At 36.2% G+C, this 17,369-nt stretch carries 18 protein-coding genes; 3 read left to right on the top strand and 15 right to left on the bottom strand.

From position 1 onward, the window contains the following. Window positions 1-426: 426 nt before the first annotated feature. The 12 genes from AC5YGG_RS06875 to AC5YGG_RS06820 form a co-directional block, all read right to left on the bottom strand. Window positions 427-1,587 (bottom strand): FAD-dependent oxidoreductase, encoded by a 1,161-nt coding sequence (locus AC5YGG_RS06875; protein ID WP_496143761.1) that lies wholly within the window; start codon window positions 1,585-1,587, stop codon window positions 427-429. Between the two features lie 24 nt (window positions 1,588-1,611). Beyond that, a complete protein-coding gene (locus tag AC5YGG_RS06870) occupies window positions 1,612-2,370 on the bottom strand; it encodes a helix-turn-helix domain-containing protein (protein ID WP_496143760.1) in 759 nt (252 codons plus the stop codon). A 235-nt stretch (window positions 2,371-2,605) separates the two neighbouring features. Further along, entirely contained in the window at window positions 2,606-5,041 is a 2,436-nt protein-coding gene (locus AC5YGG_RS06865) for a TonB-dependent siderophore receptor (RefSeq protein WP_496143758.1), read from the bottom strand. Window positions 5,042-5,065: 24 nt separating this feature from the next. Further along, entirely contained in the window at window positions 5,066-5,587 is a 522-nt protein-coding gene (locus AC5YGG_RS06860) for a GNAT family N-acetyltransferase (protein ID WP_496143757.1), read from the bottom strand. Between the two features lie 5 nt (window positions 5,588-5,592). Continuing rightward, on the bottom strand, window positions 5,593-6,363 hold the full coding sequence (locus AC5YGG_RS06855; protein WP_496143756.1) for an ABC transporter ATP-binding protein: 771 nt from the start codon (window positions 6,361-6,363) through the stop codon (window positions 5,593-5,595). Beyond that, complete coding sequence (locus AC5YGG_RS06850; protein ID WP_496143878.1) at window positions 6,360-7,367, bottom strand: FecCD family ABC transporter permease; 1,008 nt, start codon at window positions 7,365-7,367, stop codon at window positions 6,360-6,362. Before AC5YGG_RS06850 ends, AC5YGG_RS06855 begins: the two co-directional genes overlap by 4 nt. Window positions 7,368-7,369: 2 nt before the next feature. Then, window positions 7,370-8,383, bottom strand: coding sequence for an ABC transporter substrate-binding protein (locus tag AC5YGG_RS06845; protein WP_496143754.1), 1,014 nt, complete (start codon window positions 8,381-8,383; stop codon window positions 7,370-7,372). Further along, window positions 8,373-8,840 carry an urease accessory protein UreE gene (locus AC5YGG_RS06840; protein ID WP_496143753.1) on the bottom strand — a complete coding sequence of 156 codons (468 nt, stop codon included), beginning with the start codon at window positions 8,838-8,840 and terminating at the stop codon, window positions 8,373-8,375. The genes AC5YGG_RS06845 and AC5YGG_RS06840 overlap by 11 nt, the downstream gene beginning before the upstream one ends. A 1-nt stretch (window position 8,841) precedes the next feature. Further along, window positions 8,842-9,558, bottom strand: a complete 717-nt coding sequence (gene hypB / locus AC5YGG_RS06835; RefSeq protein WP_496143752.1) for a hydrogenase nickel incorporation protein HypB — start codon at window positions 9,556-9,558, stop codon at window positions 8,842-8,844. A gap of 1 nt (window position 9,559) precedes the next feature. After that, window positions 9,560-9,913: a hydrogenase maturation nickel metallochaperone HypA/HybF gene (locus tag AC5YGG_RS06830; RefSeq protein WP_496143751.1), complete on the bottom strand. Its 354-nt coding sequence runs from the start codon at window positions 9,911-9,913 to the stop codon at window positions 9,560-9,562. A 104-nt stretch (window positions 9,914-10,017) separates the two neighbouring features. Further along, a complete protein-coding gene (locus AC5YGG_RS06825) occupies window positions 10,018-10,386 on the bottom strand; it encodes a hypothetical protein (protein WP_496143750.1) in 369 nt (122 codons plus the stop codon). 344 nt (window positions 10,387-10,730) lie between these two features. Beyond that, a complete protein-coding gene (locus AC5YGG_RS06820) occupies window positions 10,731-11,288 on the bottom strand; it encodes a GNAT family N-acetyltransferase (RefSeq protein ID WP_496143749.1) in 558 nt (185 codons plus the stop codon). A gap of 125 nt (window positions 11,289-11,413) precedes the next feature. Here AC5YGG_RS06820 and AC5YGG_RS06815 point away from each other — a divergent pair, with 125 nt between their 5' ends. From AC5YGG_RS06815 to AC5YGG_RS06805, 3 genes are all read left to right on the top strand, one after another. Beyond that, on the top strand, window positions 11,414-13,096 hold the full coding sequence (locus AC5YGG_RS06815; RefSeq protein ID WP_496143748.1) for a GIY-YIG nuclease family protein: 1,683 nt from the start codon (window positions 11,414-11,416) through the stop codon (window positions 13,094-13,096). Between the two features lie 173 nt (window positions 13,097-13,269). Continuing rightward, window positions 13,270-13,848: a Crp/Fnr family transcriptional regulator gene (locus AC5YGG_RS06810; RefSeq protein ID WP_496143747.1), complete on the top strand. Its 579-nt coding sequence runs from the start codon at window positions 13,270-13,272 to the stop codon at window positions 13,846-13,848. Between the two features lie 320 nt (window positions 13,849-14,168). Continuing rightward, a complete protein-coding gene (locus AC5YGG_RS06805) occupies window positions 14,169-15,104 on the top strand; it encodes a ketopantoate reductase family protein (RefSeq protein ID WP_496143746.1) in 936 nt (311 codons plus the stop codon). A gap of 397 nt (window positions 15,105-15,501) precedes the next feature. Here the strand turns inward: AC5YGG_RS06805 and AC5YGG_RS06800 are convergent, their stop codons facing one another. From AC5YGG_RS06800 to AC5YGG_RS06790, 3 genes are all read right to left on the bottom strand, one after another. Then, window positions 15,502-15,852, bottom strand: coding sequence for a 4Fe-4S dicluster domain-containing protein (locus AC5YGG_RS06800; protein WP_496143745.1), 351 nt, complete (start codon window positions 15,850-15,852; stop codon window positions 15,502-15,504). Between the two features lie 135 nt (window positions 15,853-15,987). Further along, a complete protein-coding gene (locus AC5YGG_RS06795) occupies window positions 15,988-16,311 on the bottom strand; it encodes a 2Fe-2S iron-sulfur cluster-binding protein (protein WP_496143744.1) in 324 nt (107 codons plus the stop codon). Window positions 16,312-16,316: 5 nt separating this feature from the next. Continuing rightward, entirely contained in the window at window positions 16,317-17,369 is a 1,053-nt protein-coding gene (locus AC5YGG_RS06790; RefSeq protein ID WP_496143743.1) for an NAD(P)/FAD-dependent oxidoreductase, read from the bottom strand.

Here is a 17,369-nt window from a genome sequence, read left to right as displayed (position 1 = left end):
TTAAAAATGATTAAACTTAAACAACTATATCGGTAACTCATTATCTATTATCCAAAAAAAATCATGTTTTTTTTTACATACAATATCTATACTTTTTATATACAATCAATATAATCTCGTTTTTAAAAATTTTTATTTACCAAATTTTTCAATAATTTATTTAAAATATAACGTATTGATAATGTGTTGTTTATTGTTGTGTTGTATGTGTGTAGTATGACGCTTTTTTATTTTCTAAGGTTTAAAATTTAGCTTTGTTCAAGAAGTTCACAGATAAAGTGATCATGACTTCTAAAAAAAATAAAAAATCATAGTCTTACAATACAAACACAAATGAGTCTCCAAAATCAGGATCTAACGGAGAGAAAAATAGATTTATTTTTTAGAGGGAAAGTGACTGTCTCGAAAGAGACAGTTTTTTTATGATCATACCTTATGCCCATTGAAAAAACTCAACATTGTTGTGAGTGCTGTATCAGAATGCATCTTTTCTCCATTTTCAAGCGATTCTTTTATTGCTTTGGCAGCTCTTTTATGCATTTTTACTTCATAGTTAGAAATAGCTTCTTCTAATGTATTATAAGCATGACCTGTTAAATGTTCACTTAATTCTAGGGCATCAAGCATTGCCATATTTGCCCCTTCCCCAGCAAATGGAGGCATAACATGAGCAGCATCACCTATGAGCGTTAAATTAGGAACCGTTGTCCAGGGCTGGTCTAGAGGCATAAAGTAAATAGGTCGGGGTATAAAAGGAGAAATAGCGTGTTCAAAAAGCTCATACCATATTTTATTCCACTCTGGGTATTTTGCTTTAAACCACTGAAGGATCATAGTATTATCCGAAAAGTCTAATCCACTATCTTTTGCCCAGGTTTCATTAGCTTTAAAACTTGCATAAAAACCAAGGTCACCATTCCCTTTTTGCCCCAGTAATATGTTTTTGCTGTTGCCAAATGCCATGATTTTGCCACCATTAATCAAAGCATTAATATTCGGTGCATTTTCTTTGGCTACATTTCCTTCAAGCATGATTATTCCGGAATAAACAGGTTGAATATCTGTAAGATAAGACCTTGTTTTAGAGTTGGCTCCATCAGAAGCAATAACTATATCTGCGTAAGCTGATGTTCCGTTTTTGAAATGAAGCAGCCAGCCTTCATTTTTGGGTTCCATAGAAATAAAATGGCTGTCCCATACTACGGTTTCGGATGTCAGAGATTGTAAAAGCATCTTTCTTAAGGGACCGCGATCTATTTCTGGGCGGAAGTGTTCTGCTCCAAAATCTTCCTCAGGCTTGGTATGATGATCACTGAAGAGTATTTCTGCCTGTTCATTGACGATAAGGGTTTTATCTGCACCAGGGCGAAATGTTTTCTTGAATTCTTTTAACAGCCCGGCTTTCCGTAAGGCAGCCAATCCTGAATTTTCGTGCATATCAAGAGGTGAACCTTGTACGCGTGCGTGCTCATTGAAATCTCTTTCATATACTTTTACATCCGCATGCTTCAGCTGTAATAGTCTTGCCAGAGTAAGCCCTGCGGGTCCGCCACCTATAATGGCTATTGATTTATTATTTATCAGCATTTATTTAAATTTTACAGGACAAAATTACCTGCCTTTTAACACTGATAATAGTACAAATCGGTCGTTTTTATTTTTTGATAATTCTTTGGGAGCAACACCTGAAAATTTCTTTACTTCTTTAATAAAATGATTTTGATCTGTGTAATTCAATTCCGGAAACAGCTTACCTTGGGCAATATGTTCCAATGAAGCTCTAAATCGTAAAATCGTACAATATGCTTTTAATGATAATCCAAGCTGTTTGGTGAAATATCGGTTGATTTGTCTGCTGCTCCAGCCTACATTGTCAGAAAGTTCTTTTACGCTCATTTCGCCTTTTGAAGCATAAATAAGGTCAAAAAGTTTTAGTTTTCTATCATCTGTTTTTTCGGGGCGTAATTCTTTTATTGTATGGGTTGCTTTTTGACAACATAATTCAAAATTTTGTAAATCATCAGCTTTAAAGTTCCATAAATCAGGAGAAAGCTCTTTTGCTGTATTAAGTATATCGGCAATGGATGTATTTAAAATGTATTCTACAGCAATGGGTTTAAAACTGATAACAAAAGCGGCTGTTTGAGGGGGGATTTGTCGTTGTTCCGGATAGGTTTCAAGTCCTACAAGGGTAACATGAAAAGACTCGGATGAGGAATGCATGAAAAATAAATCAATCCGTCCATCGGGAATGATAACTACTTCCTTAAATTGGTCTGAATCATTATGGAAGGTTCCAAGATTTTCCACAAAATCAGCAATACTTTCGTCAGGCTGAATGAATTTGTATTGAAAACCTTGATTCATCATTAATTTTTTGGTAGGGTTTGAAATGGAAAATTACAAAATATTGCTGACTTGGATTAATTTTTCTCCTTAGACTTGTGATCTATGTGTTTTATAATTGTAGATTGATGCTTTCTAACATAAATTTATGAGGTTTAGAAGTTTATCCTAAATTTTTGTACAAGCCTTTATCTCTTAAAAATAAAAAAGCCCAAGTTGTAAAAAAACAACCCGGGCTTTATCAAGATTAAAAATAAGTTTAAAAAGAATATCCTACAGAAACCGTTACATTTCTCGGAGCTCCGGGGAATGCTCTTGTATAATCAAAACCACCCAGGAAATAATATTTATCGAAAATATTGTTGACATTCACTGCCATTTTCATTTTTCCGATATGGTAATAAACGGCAGCATTTACCGTAGTATAAGAGGGCCATTCTCCCCAAAGGGCTGCGCCGTTACTGTCTTTTCCAATGCTGTTATCCATACGTCTTGCATCTACATAATATACTCCGGCACCGAATCCCAAACCTTTTAAAGCTGAGGTTGAGAAGACGTATTTCAGCCACATACTTGCCATATTTTTTGGCGCTCCGGGTAGTGCCTGTCCTACTTCAGAAGCTATGGATGAGGATTTTACTTCAGTGTGATTATAGGTATAATTTCCCATAATCTGGAATTCTTTGGTCAACTGTCCTCGAATATCCAGTTCCACTCCTTTTGATACTGCTTCTCCTGACTGTCTGTATACAGGAAAACCCGTTGTACTGATTTCACCGGTAGCAATCAGCATATTTTGACGTTCTATCTGGAAAAGAGATAAATCCATTTGTAATTGATTTTTAAAAAATCCGGTTTTAAGCCCTGTTTCAATCTGGAAGCTATGTTCTGCTGTGAAAGGTTTTTCTGCTCCGTAATCCTGATAATTCTGGATGAAATTGGCACCTACAGGAGCAAATCCCTGAGAATAGCTTGCAAAGTAATTGATCTGGTCGTTGATCTGATACGTAAGCCCGATACGAGGCAGCCATGCGCTTTGCGTCGCATTAAAACGGTCTTTACCACTTACTGTTTCGGAATAATAATGTTCATGACGGAGCCCAACAATAAGTTTTAGTCTGTCTGCAAATGAAATTTGATCCTGTACATAAATTCCGGTTGTTTTGTAAGGACTTAAAAAAGGATAATTTCCCTGTGGCAGCCACACATAATTGCTCAGATCATGAGTGGTATAAGTAGGGTTATTAAGGTCAAACGTTAAAGGAACAATTTTCCCATCTATCTTTTGTTGTCTTGCTTCACGCTGCTGATTATTGCTGTCTCCTTCATACTGCGCATAATCTACCCCCGCTACAATATGATTTTCTATTTTATGACCGGTAAGATCCCATTTCAGATATACTACGGAATTATCTGTGTAATCTTTTCCATGTCTGTCAAAAAAACGCATATTCATAATGGTATTCTTAGGAGCATCGGCATAACTGTTCAGGGTTCTGTGTTCATTGACATCTTCCTGGTAGATTGATTTCATATAGCTTGCATTCAAGGATAGGTTGTGCGTCAGACGCTGGTTCAATCTGGCACTGAATGAAAGGGTTTTAGTATTATAAAAATCAGATGGCTGGCTTAAAGTAAAAGAACGGTCTAAAGCATAAAAATCATTGTTTCTTAAACCCATTCCACGATCAAGATATCCGTGAAACTGATCATATACAAGATCAATATCTACCTGTGTTCCGTCAAAAGGTTTGAAAGTAAATGAAGGAGCAATCATAAAGTTTTTTTGTTGATTGATATTTCGGAAGGTTTTACTGTCTTCATATCCTGCATTTAAGCGATAAAGAATTTTCTTTTCTTTATCCAGAGGTCCTGTGAGATCAATATTTGTACGAATGGTCTGGAAACTACCAACAGAAAAGTTGATGGATCCTTTTTGTTTATCCAAAGGTTTTTTAGTGACCATATTAATGGTTCCTCCCGGCGTAATATCTCCAAATAATGAGGCTCCGGGACCTTTTAAAACAGAAACACTTTCCAAGTTTATAGTCAAGGGTGAACGATAGTAACTGTTTCCATAGCTGTATCCGGAACGTAATCCGTTGACAAGGCGTATTCCTGTTTCGTAGCCACTTTTAAAACCACGAATAATAAGGTCATCATAAGAGGATGCTGTAGTAACTCCTGCAAGATCCTGTGCAACTTCACGGGTGGTATACGCCTGCTTGTCTTCCATAAATTCACTGCTGACGATGGAAACGGATTGTGGAAGATCTTTAAGATTTCCTGAAAATTTTCCGCCTAATTCCAGATTATTGGTTAAATAGGAATTGTTTCTGCGGGCAGTGATGAGAACTTCCTGAATATTGGTCTGATGTTCTGCCAAACGGATGATGATTCCGTTTTTATCATCATAAGAAAGGGAATCCAGAGTAATATCCGAACCGGAATATCCTTTTGCATCCACTGTTAATTGAGCCGGATACTGAAAAAGAGTTTCAAACTGAAATTGTCCATCCTTACTTGTTATGGTGGAATTTCCGTGATTAATGGAAACAGTGGCATTGGAAATTATTTTACCTTCCTGATTCAGGACTTTTCCGAAAATAGGATGAGTTTCCTGTGCTGATAAGGCAAAAGGAAGTAAGAGCATTATACCGTTGATGTATAATACTTTTTTGTTTATGTGCTTCATTGTATCTTCTATGCTTTGAATTATTTATTGTTCTGCCGGAATCATAAGTTCCATGTGCAGGGTTGGATAGGTGCCTTCATAGCAGGATTTTAAAAGTTTAAATCCTTGTTTTAGCCAATAATCATAGGCTCCCTGAAGGAAGGGATGGGTATGGAGGTATAATCGTTTGATATTTTTCTGTTGTGCTGTTTTTAACAATTCCTGGAAAAGCCGGGTAGCAATTCCTGCTCTTCGGTATTCAGGGTTAACGAATAATCTTGCCACTTCTACCGTCGTTTTTTCGTCAATATCAAGATGAGGGAAACGGTAATCAAAAGGCATCATTCCGATAGCGCCAATCAGTTTTCCTTCAATTGTTCGTGCATGTAAGAAAGCACCGGTAGGAGTGTGAAGATAGTTTTGTTCAAAATTGACCAGATCTTTTGGAACAATCAAAGGATCGAGTAGAGGGTATAGCTGACGTCTGAATTCCATTACATAAGGAAGCACTTCAAAAACATGGTAGTCTTCAACTTTGGAAATCGTTATTTCTTCGTTATTTTTCATATATTTTATTTTAATCGAGGTGCAAACATGGGGGTGCCCTGATGTTCCAGAGCGAGTAAAGAAACCTGATAAGTCTCTTCGAGAAGTTGTTTCAATTCATCATTTTCAAAAGATTGAACGGGGATCAACTCATTCTGATTCATCACAAAAAAATCATCTCCGAACTGAAAGGCAAGGTTAGGATCATGCATGACACATAAAACCGTGGTTCCTTCATTAACCAATTGACGGATAGCTTTTAAAACAGCAACCTGATAATGGAGATCCAGATGGTTGGTAGGCTCGTCTAACATGAGAATATCAGGTTTCTGAACCAATACCCGACACAAAAGAACCAATTGACGTTCTCCTCCGGAAAGAGAAGTGTAGGGCTTATCTTTTAAATGAATTAAATTAAGTTTTTCTAGAATGGATTCTACTTCCTGATAATCCGACTGCTTAGGTGAAAATCTTGAGAATGAAGCCCGCCCCGTTAATATTACATCGAAAACTTTAAATGGAAAAGTCGTCTGATGAAACTGAGTTAAAAACCCAAGACGAACGGGGGAGGATGGACCAATTTTGATCTTTCGGCGTTCTTTATCGGCAATCCATATATTTCCTTTATAGTTTTTTTCAAGCCCGGCAATGATTTTAAATAAAGTAGATTTGCCGCTTCCGTTTCTGCCCAGAATAATGGATAATTTCCCTTTTGAAAATTTCGCATTTACATTTTTCAGTACCTGATCTTTTCCATAATCAAAAGAAAGCTGTTCTATATTGATCATTGTATTCATGAGTTCCAGTTTATCGCGTTTTTACGCATTAAATAGATGAAAATAGGGGCTCCGATAATCATGGTAAATACACCAATCGGAATTTCAAAAGGCATTACAGAACGGGAAAAATCGTCAATCAGTAGTAAAAATGCCCCTCCAATACTGATATTCGCCCAAACGGTAATGTTATTATTGGGTCCGAAAATCATTCTGCTGATGTGAGGTACAATTAATCCAAATAAACTGATGACTCCTACAGCGGCAACGGACGAAGCCGTGATCATTGTCGCTACAGCCATCAGGATAAGTTTAAACAGGGTCGGGTTTACTCCTACAGCCATTGCTTCATGATCTCCCAAAGCCAAAAGATTAAGTTTCCATCGTAGAATAACAATTACAGTTAAGCCAATTAGGATTGGAACTACAGCGATATGCACTTTCTGCCATGAAGCCGTATGAAGATTTCCCATTGTCCATTGTACAATTGCCTGTAATTTATAAGGATCACTCAGATATTGAAGAACCGTCAGAAATGCAGTAAATACTCCCGACACAATCATTCCTGAAAGTACCATGCTCACGATAGAAGTTTTAGCTCCGGCGTAGGAAACAAGATAAGTAATTACCACAGCTACAACTCCGAAAATAAAGGCTGAAACATTCACTGCCAGCACAGGGAAAAGCATTGCCAATGCCGCTCCAAATGCTGAACCAGATGAGATTCCCAAGGTAAAAGGATCAACAATCGGGTTTCTGAAAACTGACTGCAAAACACCGCCGGCAGAGGCTAAGGAAGCACCTACAAGAAACGTAAGAACGATTCTGGGAAGACGTACCTGCCATAAAATGGTATGCAGACTGCTCTGAAGCATTGCCTCATCTTTTGAAATTCCCAATTCCAGCGCTATATGGTGAAAAAGTTCTCCAAAACCAATATTCTGGCTGGAACCTATAATCAACGAGATAAACACCAGTAGGACAGGCAAAATAATTAAAAGGAATATTTTGTTAAAGCTTTTCATCATCAGATCAGTCCTTTTTTCCCGTAGATGATCTCAAATGCTTTTTTTACATCCTGATCCAATTGTTCCTGAGTATATTCAGGCATGCACCAATGACGAAGCTGCTTGGCAAACAGCATGAACTTCACCGTATGCGGATCATAAGGGAATGATGGAGACATCACAAATACATGTTTGCTTTTTACCGCAGGAAGTGCTTCCAATTCCTTAAGACTATATACATCAGATAGTTTTGAATTCCATAAAATGATGAGGTCCGGATTCCATTTGTACATGGTTTCTGCACTGATATTGGGAGCCTCTACCGGAACAGGACATGCATTCTGAGCTCCGGAAAGAGTAATTGCCATATCAATCAGACTTCCTTTTCCTGAGGTAGACATGATACGTCCTTTAGACCATGCATAATAGATTTTCTTAGGAGATGCTGACTGTGAAGTTCTCATTTTCTTTACTTCTTCCGCTACATATCCTGTGATTTCTTCTGCACGCTTCTGTTTTCCAAGTAGTTTTCCTACATTTTTTAATTCTTCAAGGATTTTTTTGTCATTTAAAGAAGAAAAAGTAAATACAGGAATTCCCAGATTTTCAATTTGATTGATATTGTCTTCATCTGTATTGAATATAAGCACTAAATCGGGTTTCAGCTCTACAATGCTTTCAGCGTTACTGGATTGTCCGCCAAAAGTAGGAGTGGCAATGCTTTTATTTTTAATACGTTCGTCAAGTTGGGAAAGAAAACTGTAAGTATCTTCCATTTCATAGATCTGTTGTGGAATTCCTACAATTTTTTCACCAGCCTGAAGCATATAAACATCATCAACAAGGGCATTGTATAAAACAACAACTCGTTTTGCCTCGTGAGGAAGAGTGATGGTTTTACCTCTGCTGTCTGTGGCTGTGACCATTTCCTCAGATGAGTTTTCTTTATTGTTTGAATTTTTAGGATTATTACAGCTTTGCAATACTATTATGATTGCAGAAAATCCTGTGATTAATAGATTCTTAAATTTCATGTGCTCGGTTTTTTGACAGATAGCGTAAGGATTGATTGGATAATAGCTGGGCATCTGTAAGCTGGATGCGTTCTCCATATCTGCGAGAAAGCTGTTCATACAAACGTCCGTCATAAGGAACTGCAAAATAGTGTTCCTGAGTAAGAAATACCGGAAGATGCTGATTTCCGATAAAGTAACAGAAGTCTGCCGCCTCGGCATCATTCTTTGCCGGGAAACATATCGTCAAACATGGCTTGAAATGAATACTGGCTATACATTTTCCGTCGCTGTATAGTTCATCTCCCTGATGCCATTCTTTATTTCCCAATCTTATTTCAAGAACAAGCCCGGATTTGGTAGTCCGGGTCAGTTTTTGTTTTCTGTTTTCAAACCATTCGAGTTCCAGGACATCAGGGTGGCAATTATTCACCGCTGTTTTCACTTCATCGATTACGATTGGCTGTATGGTATTCATATTAAGCTTCTTTAGCAGCGCTTTCTTTTTTCAATTTTACTTTTTCTTTCAGCCAGTTGCACCATTCGTCAATTCCGTCTCCGTTTAAAGTGCTGATGGTCATTACTTCAAGATTCGGATTCACCTCACGGGCATCTTTTGTTACGGCTTCTACAGAAAAAGGAACGTAGGGTAGTAAATCTGCTTTGGAAACAAGCATCAGCTCACTCGTTAAAAACATACGTGGATATTTCTTAGGTTTATCATCTCCTTCTGTAGAAGCGAGAAGCGTTACACGATAATCCTCACCAAGGTCAAAAGCAGACGGACAAAGAAGGTTCCCTACATTTTCGATGAATAATAAATCAACACCTTCTAAATCAATATGATCTAATGCCTGTAGAATCATCTGGGCTTCGATATGACACATTCCACCGGTTACAATCTGTAAGGCATTGATTCCCACTTCGCGCATTCTGATGGCATCACGTTCTGTTTCCGGATCTCCTACAAGAATTGAAATATTAAGTTCTTCAGCAAGACGTTTTCCGGTTTCCTGCATCAGGGTTGTTTTTCCTGATCCCGGAGAAGAGCAGACATTGATTACACAAACATCTTTTAAACGATCTCTGATAGCTTTAGCTACAAAATCATTAGCCTTTAATAAATGAAGAGTGGTATTATCACATTGAACGGAACCTACGCGGTTTCCTAAACTTTTTGGATTAGCTGTTGACATATTAATGTTCTATTTGTTTAAATATTACTTTTGAAATAAAGAGTTCGTTCCCCTGAACGATATTGGCAGAAGGAGTTCCGCAATCATCACAGACAAATCTGTGGTACCTGACCTGAAAGTCTTTTTTGCAGTGATCACAATGAGCGATAATGTCATTGACGAGCACTTCAAGTTCCATTTCCTGATAGTAGGGATGATCTGTAATAAATGCATCAAACGCATTCTGAATAAGAACAGGCTGAACATTGGAAAGCAATCCTGCCGTTACCTGAACCTGTTGAATATCTTCTACTTTGGCATTATAATGATTTTCCAAAGTGTCAAAAATATCCTTCACTATACTTAATTCATGCATAGCTTATGTATTTTTATGGTGAAACTGATTATCCGGGGTTTTCAGATAATCTTTATAAGAATTATTTGTAAAGTGCTCTATATCGAGCGTTTACAGGTATTAAACTATAAAGAAATATTGATCTTTAAATTATGAAATAAAAGATATTTGGGAATATGATAATGGTGCGCAAATTCCGAAACAGAATTCATTACCATCGTAGAATTTAATTTTGACTCCCAGAGAAAAGCATATCTTTCAAATAGGGTAAAAGGTAAATCAAAAAAGGTCTTATCAACATCTGAATCATTTTCAGCAATAGATGCTATAAGTAAAGCATCATGCTGTTGAGGAGTTTCAGAAGCTTTTAATCCAATTTGATCTTGTGAAGAAATGATCTGAGTATTACTTTTTTTGTTATTTGCCCATCCCAACATTGTTGTTATTACAAGGGTAAGCAGAAAAGTAATTGATATGTAAAGAGACTTCTTCATTGATAGGACAAATTTACGCCTTTTGATGGTGCTTATTCTTACCAAAAACCTATTAAAAATGTTCAAAATCAGGACTGAATTGTAGTGGCGAAATAGTGTTTTTTTATGATTTTTTCATGGTGTTTTTATTTTTATTGTTTTATAAATCAGTATGTTGTATTTGTGTTTATGAAGCGTTTATAAATCTTGATCCTTCACAATAATGTTGAAAAAAGTGTCTCTGTAGTCTATCCTTGTCAAGGTTTTAAACCTTGACAAGGATAACAAGGATAAAAGAATTCAATACACGAAACAGTCTGTGAAATGTGGTAAACGCTAGTGGTTGATCATGTTAGATAACAGGATTATAATTTTGAGAAATAATCTTCTTCCAGAATAGCATATTCATAATTATCACTCCAGCCGCTTTTTAAAGGTAAGAGTTTTCTGCGATGAGCTTCCCTTATCATTCCTGATTTTTCCATGACTTTATAAGAGGCGATATTATCAATAGCGCAACCTGCTTCAATTCTATGTAGTTTCAGTTCTTCAAAACCAAATTGAATGACTCTTTCCAGAGCTTCAGTTGCATACCCTTTTCCCCATATTTCCGGGCAGAGTTTATACCATATTTCAGCATTTTTATAATGAAGCTTAATCATATCAATGCCAATAATACCTACAAACATGTGATCAATATTTGTTTCTATTAAAAAAGTGAATTTTTTACGGTTTTCTTCAGCTTCAGCTTCTGATCTCCATGTATTGATCAGCTTTTGGGTCTCGTTGATATCGTCAGAATAAGAGGTAGGATTGAATATTGTGCTTTCAGGTTTCAGCAGCATTTCATGTACATTATGGATATCACTTTCTTTGAACGAACGTAGGATGAGTCGTTCAGATTCTAATATGATGTTGTTCATGTTTATTATTTGTTTCTCCATCAAATATAAAGAAATATTCAAGAGAGTACTTTTATTACGGTTTCCCATAAATACAAAACCAAGGTTTTACTTACTATTGTGATCTATATAATTCAACATAAACCATGGAAATTTTATTAATCATTTTTCTGATTTTATTGTTATTGTTTGCATTTGGAAGATTAAGTAGTGTAAATAAACAATCAGCGGTAAAAGATACTCAGATTACAAATTTAAAGAGTGAAAACAATCAATTAAGAACTGATATATCAAAATTAAAAACTGATGTATCAAGACTACAGACAGATAAAGGTCTTTTAAGCAAAAAGAATACAGAATTGCAGCAGCATAATGATGCTCTGAGAAAGTATCAGGATATTATTGATGTAAAGGTAGAATGTGAATATTTATTACAGAAAGCACAAAGAGATAGTCTTAAGATAAAAGCAAGGGCAGAGCTGGAACTTTCCGACGCACAGGATCAGGCTAAAGAAATGCGTAGAAATGTAAAGGAATTGACAGAAAAGAAGTCCAGAGAAATAGAATTACTGTATGAGAATGCCGTCAATGAATCTAAACGTATTGTAGACAATGCAGAATTAAGAGCGGAATCAATTGGAGGTGATGCTTACAGAAGTTTGAGAGAATCTGACCAAATTGCTGATAGAATTAAAGCAATGAAAAATGTAATCAAAGGCTATGGAAATGAATATCTTATTCCAACTTACACACTGTTAGATGAACTTGCAGAAGATTTTGGTCATAAAGAAGCAGGTGAGAATCTTAAAAAACTTCGTCAGAATAATAAGCAAATGATCATTAGCCGGCAAGCAGGAATCTGTGATTATATGGACGAGTCCCGCAGAATTACGGCTATCGATTTTGTGATTGATGCTTATAACGGAAAGGTAGATTCTATTTTATCTTCCGTTAAAAAAGACAACTTTGGGATATTAAAGCAAAAGATGGATGATGCTTTTCAGCTGGTTAATTTTAATGGACAGGCTTTCAGAAATGCAAGAATCTCGGAAGTATATCACAGCGCAAGAGTAGAAGAACTGAAATGGGCGGTTGTCGCTCAGGAATTAAAGTGGCAGGAACAAGAAGAACAAAGGCAGATTCGTGAGCAGATCCGTGAAGAAGAACGCGCACGTAAGGAATACGAAAAAGCCATCAAAGAAGCTGAAAAAGAAGAGCAGACTTTAAAAAGATTAATTGAAAAAGCGGAATCTCAGGTAGCAAGAGCTAATGAAGAACAAAAACTTCTTTTCCAACAAAAGCTGGAAGAATTACAGCAAAAGCTTGTTCAGGCAGAAGAAAAGAATCAAAGAGCAATATCAATGGCACAGCAGACCAGAACAGGAAACGTTTATATTATTTCAAATATTGGTTCATTTGGTGAAGATGTGTATAAAATAGGAATGACCAGACGCTTGGAGCCTCTTGATCGTGTCCGTGAATTGGGGGATGCTAGTGTTCCGTTTGAGTTTGATGTTCATGCAATGATTTATTCTGAAGATGCACCGGCACTGGAAAAACAATTGCACAGAAAATTCCTGAAAAGTCAGCTTAATAAAATCAATCCAAGAAAAGAGTTTTTTAGATTAAATATTCATGATGTAAGAAATTATCTTGAATCTGTAGGAATTGGTTGTAAATGGACTCTGACAGCAGAAGCAAAGCAATATCGTGAAACATTGAAGCTTGAAGAAGAAATGAAAACGAATAAACAGCTGGAAACCGAATGGGAAGAATATCAGGAAATTGCAGATACTGTGACGTATGATGAAGTGATGTCTGAAGATTAATTCTTACCCACTTACATAGCAGCGAAAGCCGTGAAGTTATAATAATTATTTCCTTCCTATGAAAAAGAAAAATCGAAGATTTGTCAAGTACTTTCTTCGATTTATATTTTAACCCAAATTCCGGAATTATCCCTATTTTAGACGGCTAAAAACAGATAGCATTGTAATTTTCAATGGATAAGTCATCAATTAATAATTATTTTCATTCTTTATTCAGTATAAAAGATGAAGTGGTGGAAAAAATTACGGAAACCTTCAATCATTTTGATTTAAAGTCAAATACAATTTTGCTGGATCAGAATACCGTAAGTACCAAGACCTATTTTCTGGAAAAAGGTTATGTTCGTTCCTATCTTTTAAATGAAGATAATGAAGAGATTACAACCAATATCTATGCAGCACCTTGTTTTGTGAACGATTTTTTGTCGTTTTTCAGACAACAGCCGACAAAAGAGATTTATCAGACTATTACAGAATGTACCTTTTGGGAAACCGGTTTGGAAAATGTGCAATATAACTTTCATAATATTCCTGAGTTCAGAGAGTTTAGCAGGCTTCTTTTTGTATTAAATTATCACAATATTCATGACAGACTTATTGAAATGGCAAGTCAGAAAGCTTCTACAAGGTATTTTAACCTGATGAAAAAAGATCCTGAAATTTTTCAGCATGTTCCTTTAAAGGTTATTGCATCTTATCTTGGAATTAAAGACAGTTCACTGAGTAGAATCAGAAGGGATATTAATAAGTAAGAGATGGAAATGGGAAGTTACTGTCAGTTTAATAATTTTTTATTTAAACGCATGGCTCGCTAAGAATTGAATTAGGAATTTTATATATTCGTTCGCAATGGCGTTTCACTAAGCTAAGTTATTATACGGAGATATTCCTTTGCTGAACGGAGTGCCCTTGCGCTCGTAAATAAAGCATTGTAAAAAATACCTTAGCGTACTTAGCGTTTAAGGAAATTATTTAAGCTCCTTTTATAATTTTTACTTTTAAATGAGCATTTCTTTTCATTTGTCAAGTGATAGATTAAAATTTGTCATTCATCTTTGTCAAAAATAATTTCATGAATAAAAAACATATTGTAGTTGTAGGATTAGGAGGTGTAGGAGGATATTTTGGCTTTAAAATCAATCAGGAGAATGAAGTCTCCGGAAAATATACTGTTTCTTTTGTTGCAAGAGGAGAAACTTATCATAAAGTAAAAGAAAACGGATTGGTTCTTATTTCACCGGAACATCCCAACGATAGAACTTACCCAAATGTTATTGTCGAAAATATCAGTGATATTAAAAATCCTGATCTTGTCCTGATCTGCGTTAAAGAATATGATCTTGAAAATGTTTGCAGGCAACTTGCGAATGTTATCACCCAAGATACCGTGTTGCTTCCTATGATGAATGGCGCAGATATTTACGACAGAATCCGAAGAATACTTCCTGATCATATTATCCTGCCAACCTGTATTTATGTTGCTTCTCATATTAAAGAAAGAGGGACAGTAGAGCATAAAGGAAAATCCGGAAAGATGTTTGTAGGAAGAGATCCTGAACATTTCTCAAGCGACGTAGCATGGATAAAAGATTTACTTCAGGAAAGTAAAATTGATTTTGATTTTAAAGATAATTCGCTGGCGGATATTTGGACGAAGTTTTTCTTTATTGCAAGCTTTGGATTGGTAACGGCAAAGTATAATTCATCCATTGGAACTGTTTGTACAGATGAACAGCAAAAAAATGAAGCGACAGAAATAATGAAGGAAATAAAACTGATCTCTGACAAAAAAGAAATTCAGCTTCCTGAAGATATTATAGAAAAAACATTTGAAAAAGCTTCTACATTCCCGTTCGGAACCCCTACATCTTTACAATTGGACGTTCATTCCGGGAAAAAAGAAAATGAATTGGAGTTGTTTGCCGGAGCTATTCTAAATTATGGAAAAGAGCTTACTGTTGAAACTCCTTTTACGCAAAAAATCTTTAACGAGATTAAAGGGAAATAGGTTTTTGGAATCAAAGGGTGTTGCAAGCCATATAGATACGTGAGTTTTTTTGCCACGGATGCACGAATGTTTAAATTCTTTTTATAATTTTATGTATCGTTTATTTCTTGTTACAGACTAAAGGATACATAGAAATTTAATATTCTGAAACTATGTAATCTATGTGGTTAGTTTAATTAAAGGGAAATAGGTTTTTGGAATCAAAGGGTGTTGTAAGCCATATAGATACGTGAGTTTTTTGCCACGGATGCACGAATGTTTAAATGCTTTTTATAATTTTATGTATCCTTTATTTTTGTTACAGACTAAAGGATACATAAAAATTTAATATTCTGAAACTATGTAATCTATGTGGTTAATTTAGAAATAAAATAACTATTGTAATTGATCTTTCGGATTAAGCTCCGTGCATGAATTTTTGCCTATCCAAAAGTACTTCATCCGTTTCTCTATGGTCCGGATCATCAATACAACAATCTACAGGACATACATCTTTACATTGTGGTTCTTCGTGGAATCCTTTACATTCCGTACATTTTCCGGATACAATATAATATACTTCATCGGAAACCGCTTCATTGTAGGCTCCTGCATCTGCTGTTGTACCGTCGGGGAAAGTTACATTACCGGAAAGCTTTGTTTTGTCCTGCCAACGCCAGTCGATGGCACCCTCATAAATGGCTGAATTGGGACATTCTGGTTCGCAGGCTCCACAATTGATACAGTCATCAGTTATTTTTATAGCCATATTTTTATTTTTAAATGTTGTAAAAAAGGGACTTCTTCAACATGGTCCTGTTTTGGAAATCCCTACTAAACTTAATTAAAACAGTTCCAACAATTTATTACATCATAAACTGTGCAAACTTGTATTTTGAACCTCTTAATTTGCTGCAATTTCTAGTGAAAGCCCATCCATTTGAGCTGTCAGATAGATTTGGCATGCTAATCTGCTGGTTGATTTTGAGTTAAAGAGTTCAGATAAAAGAGCATCTTCTATATCACTTTTTTCAGGCAATGATGTTTCGCCGCTAAGAATAAAGCAGTGGCAGGTGGCACACATTGCCATTCCGCCGCACATCGCTTCCATGGGAAGTTCATAGGCTTTACAAATGTCTTTTAAGGTCAGCCCCATTTCCAGCGGACAGATAAGGGTATGTTTTGTCCCGGACTGATCCGTTACTGTAATTGTAATTTCATCTTTCATGGTTGTTAGTCAATCGTTGCTACTACTTGTTTTTCTGCCTGTTTTTTTGTTCCGTCAAAACCTTCGATACCGCTTACGGTAGTATATTTAAGAACAAATTTTTTATTTGGATTAAGACGCTGGTAAATACTTTGGCAGGCAATGGCAGCTTCATGGAATCCACATAAGATCAGCTTCATTTTATAAGGATATGTATTAATGTCACCCACAGCATATACCCCGGAGATATTCGTTTGGAAATCCGTACTGTTATCTACCTTGATGGCATTTTTTTCAAGTTCCAGCCCCCAGTCTGAAAGAGGTCCAAGCTTAGGAACCAACCCAAATAAAGGAATAAAATAATCCGTTTCTATAGTCTGAACAGCACCTTCTTTTTCCACTATAATTTCCTGCAAGGAATGTTCACCTTTAACTCCGATAACTTCGGCAGGAGTAATCAGACTGATTTTTCCTTCATGCTTTAATTTTTTTACTTTTTCTACAGAATCCAATGCACCTCGGAATTCGTTTCTTCTGTGAATTAACGTCAATGAAGAGGCAATTTCTGCCAGATGTATAGTCCAGTCCAGTGCCGAATCACCACCACCCGCAATTACGACATGCTTTCCTGCATAATCTTCGGGACGTTTGATGAAATAATTTACTCCACGATCTTCATAGAATTCAATATTGTCAATAGGTGGTTTTTTAGGTTCAAAACTTCCCAGACCACCGGCAATAATCACTGCTTTTGCTCTGTGTTTTGTTCCTTTATCTGTAATGACTTCAAATAGATTTTCTTCCAGCTTTAAAAGATGTACAGCCGTTTCATTGAATGTAAACCCCGGTTCAAACTGTTTGATTTGTTCATAAAGATTGTCAATCAGCTCGCCCGCCAGTACACTTGGAAATCCCGGAATATCAAAAATGGGTTTCTTGGGATATAATTCTGATAATTGACCTCCCATCTGTGGCAATGCATCAATGATATGGCAACGCATTTTGAGAAGACCGGCTTCAAAAACCGTAAATAACCCCGCAGGACCGGCACCAATGATCAGTATATCTGTTTCTATCAT

Source organism: Chryseobacterium sp. CS2K3, assembly GCF_059515185.1.
This window is presented reverse-complemented; position numbering and strand designations above follow the sequence as displayed.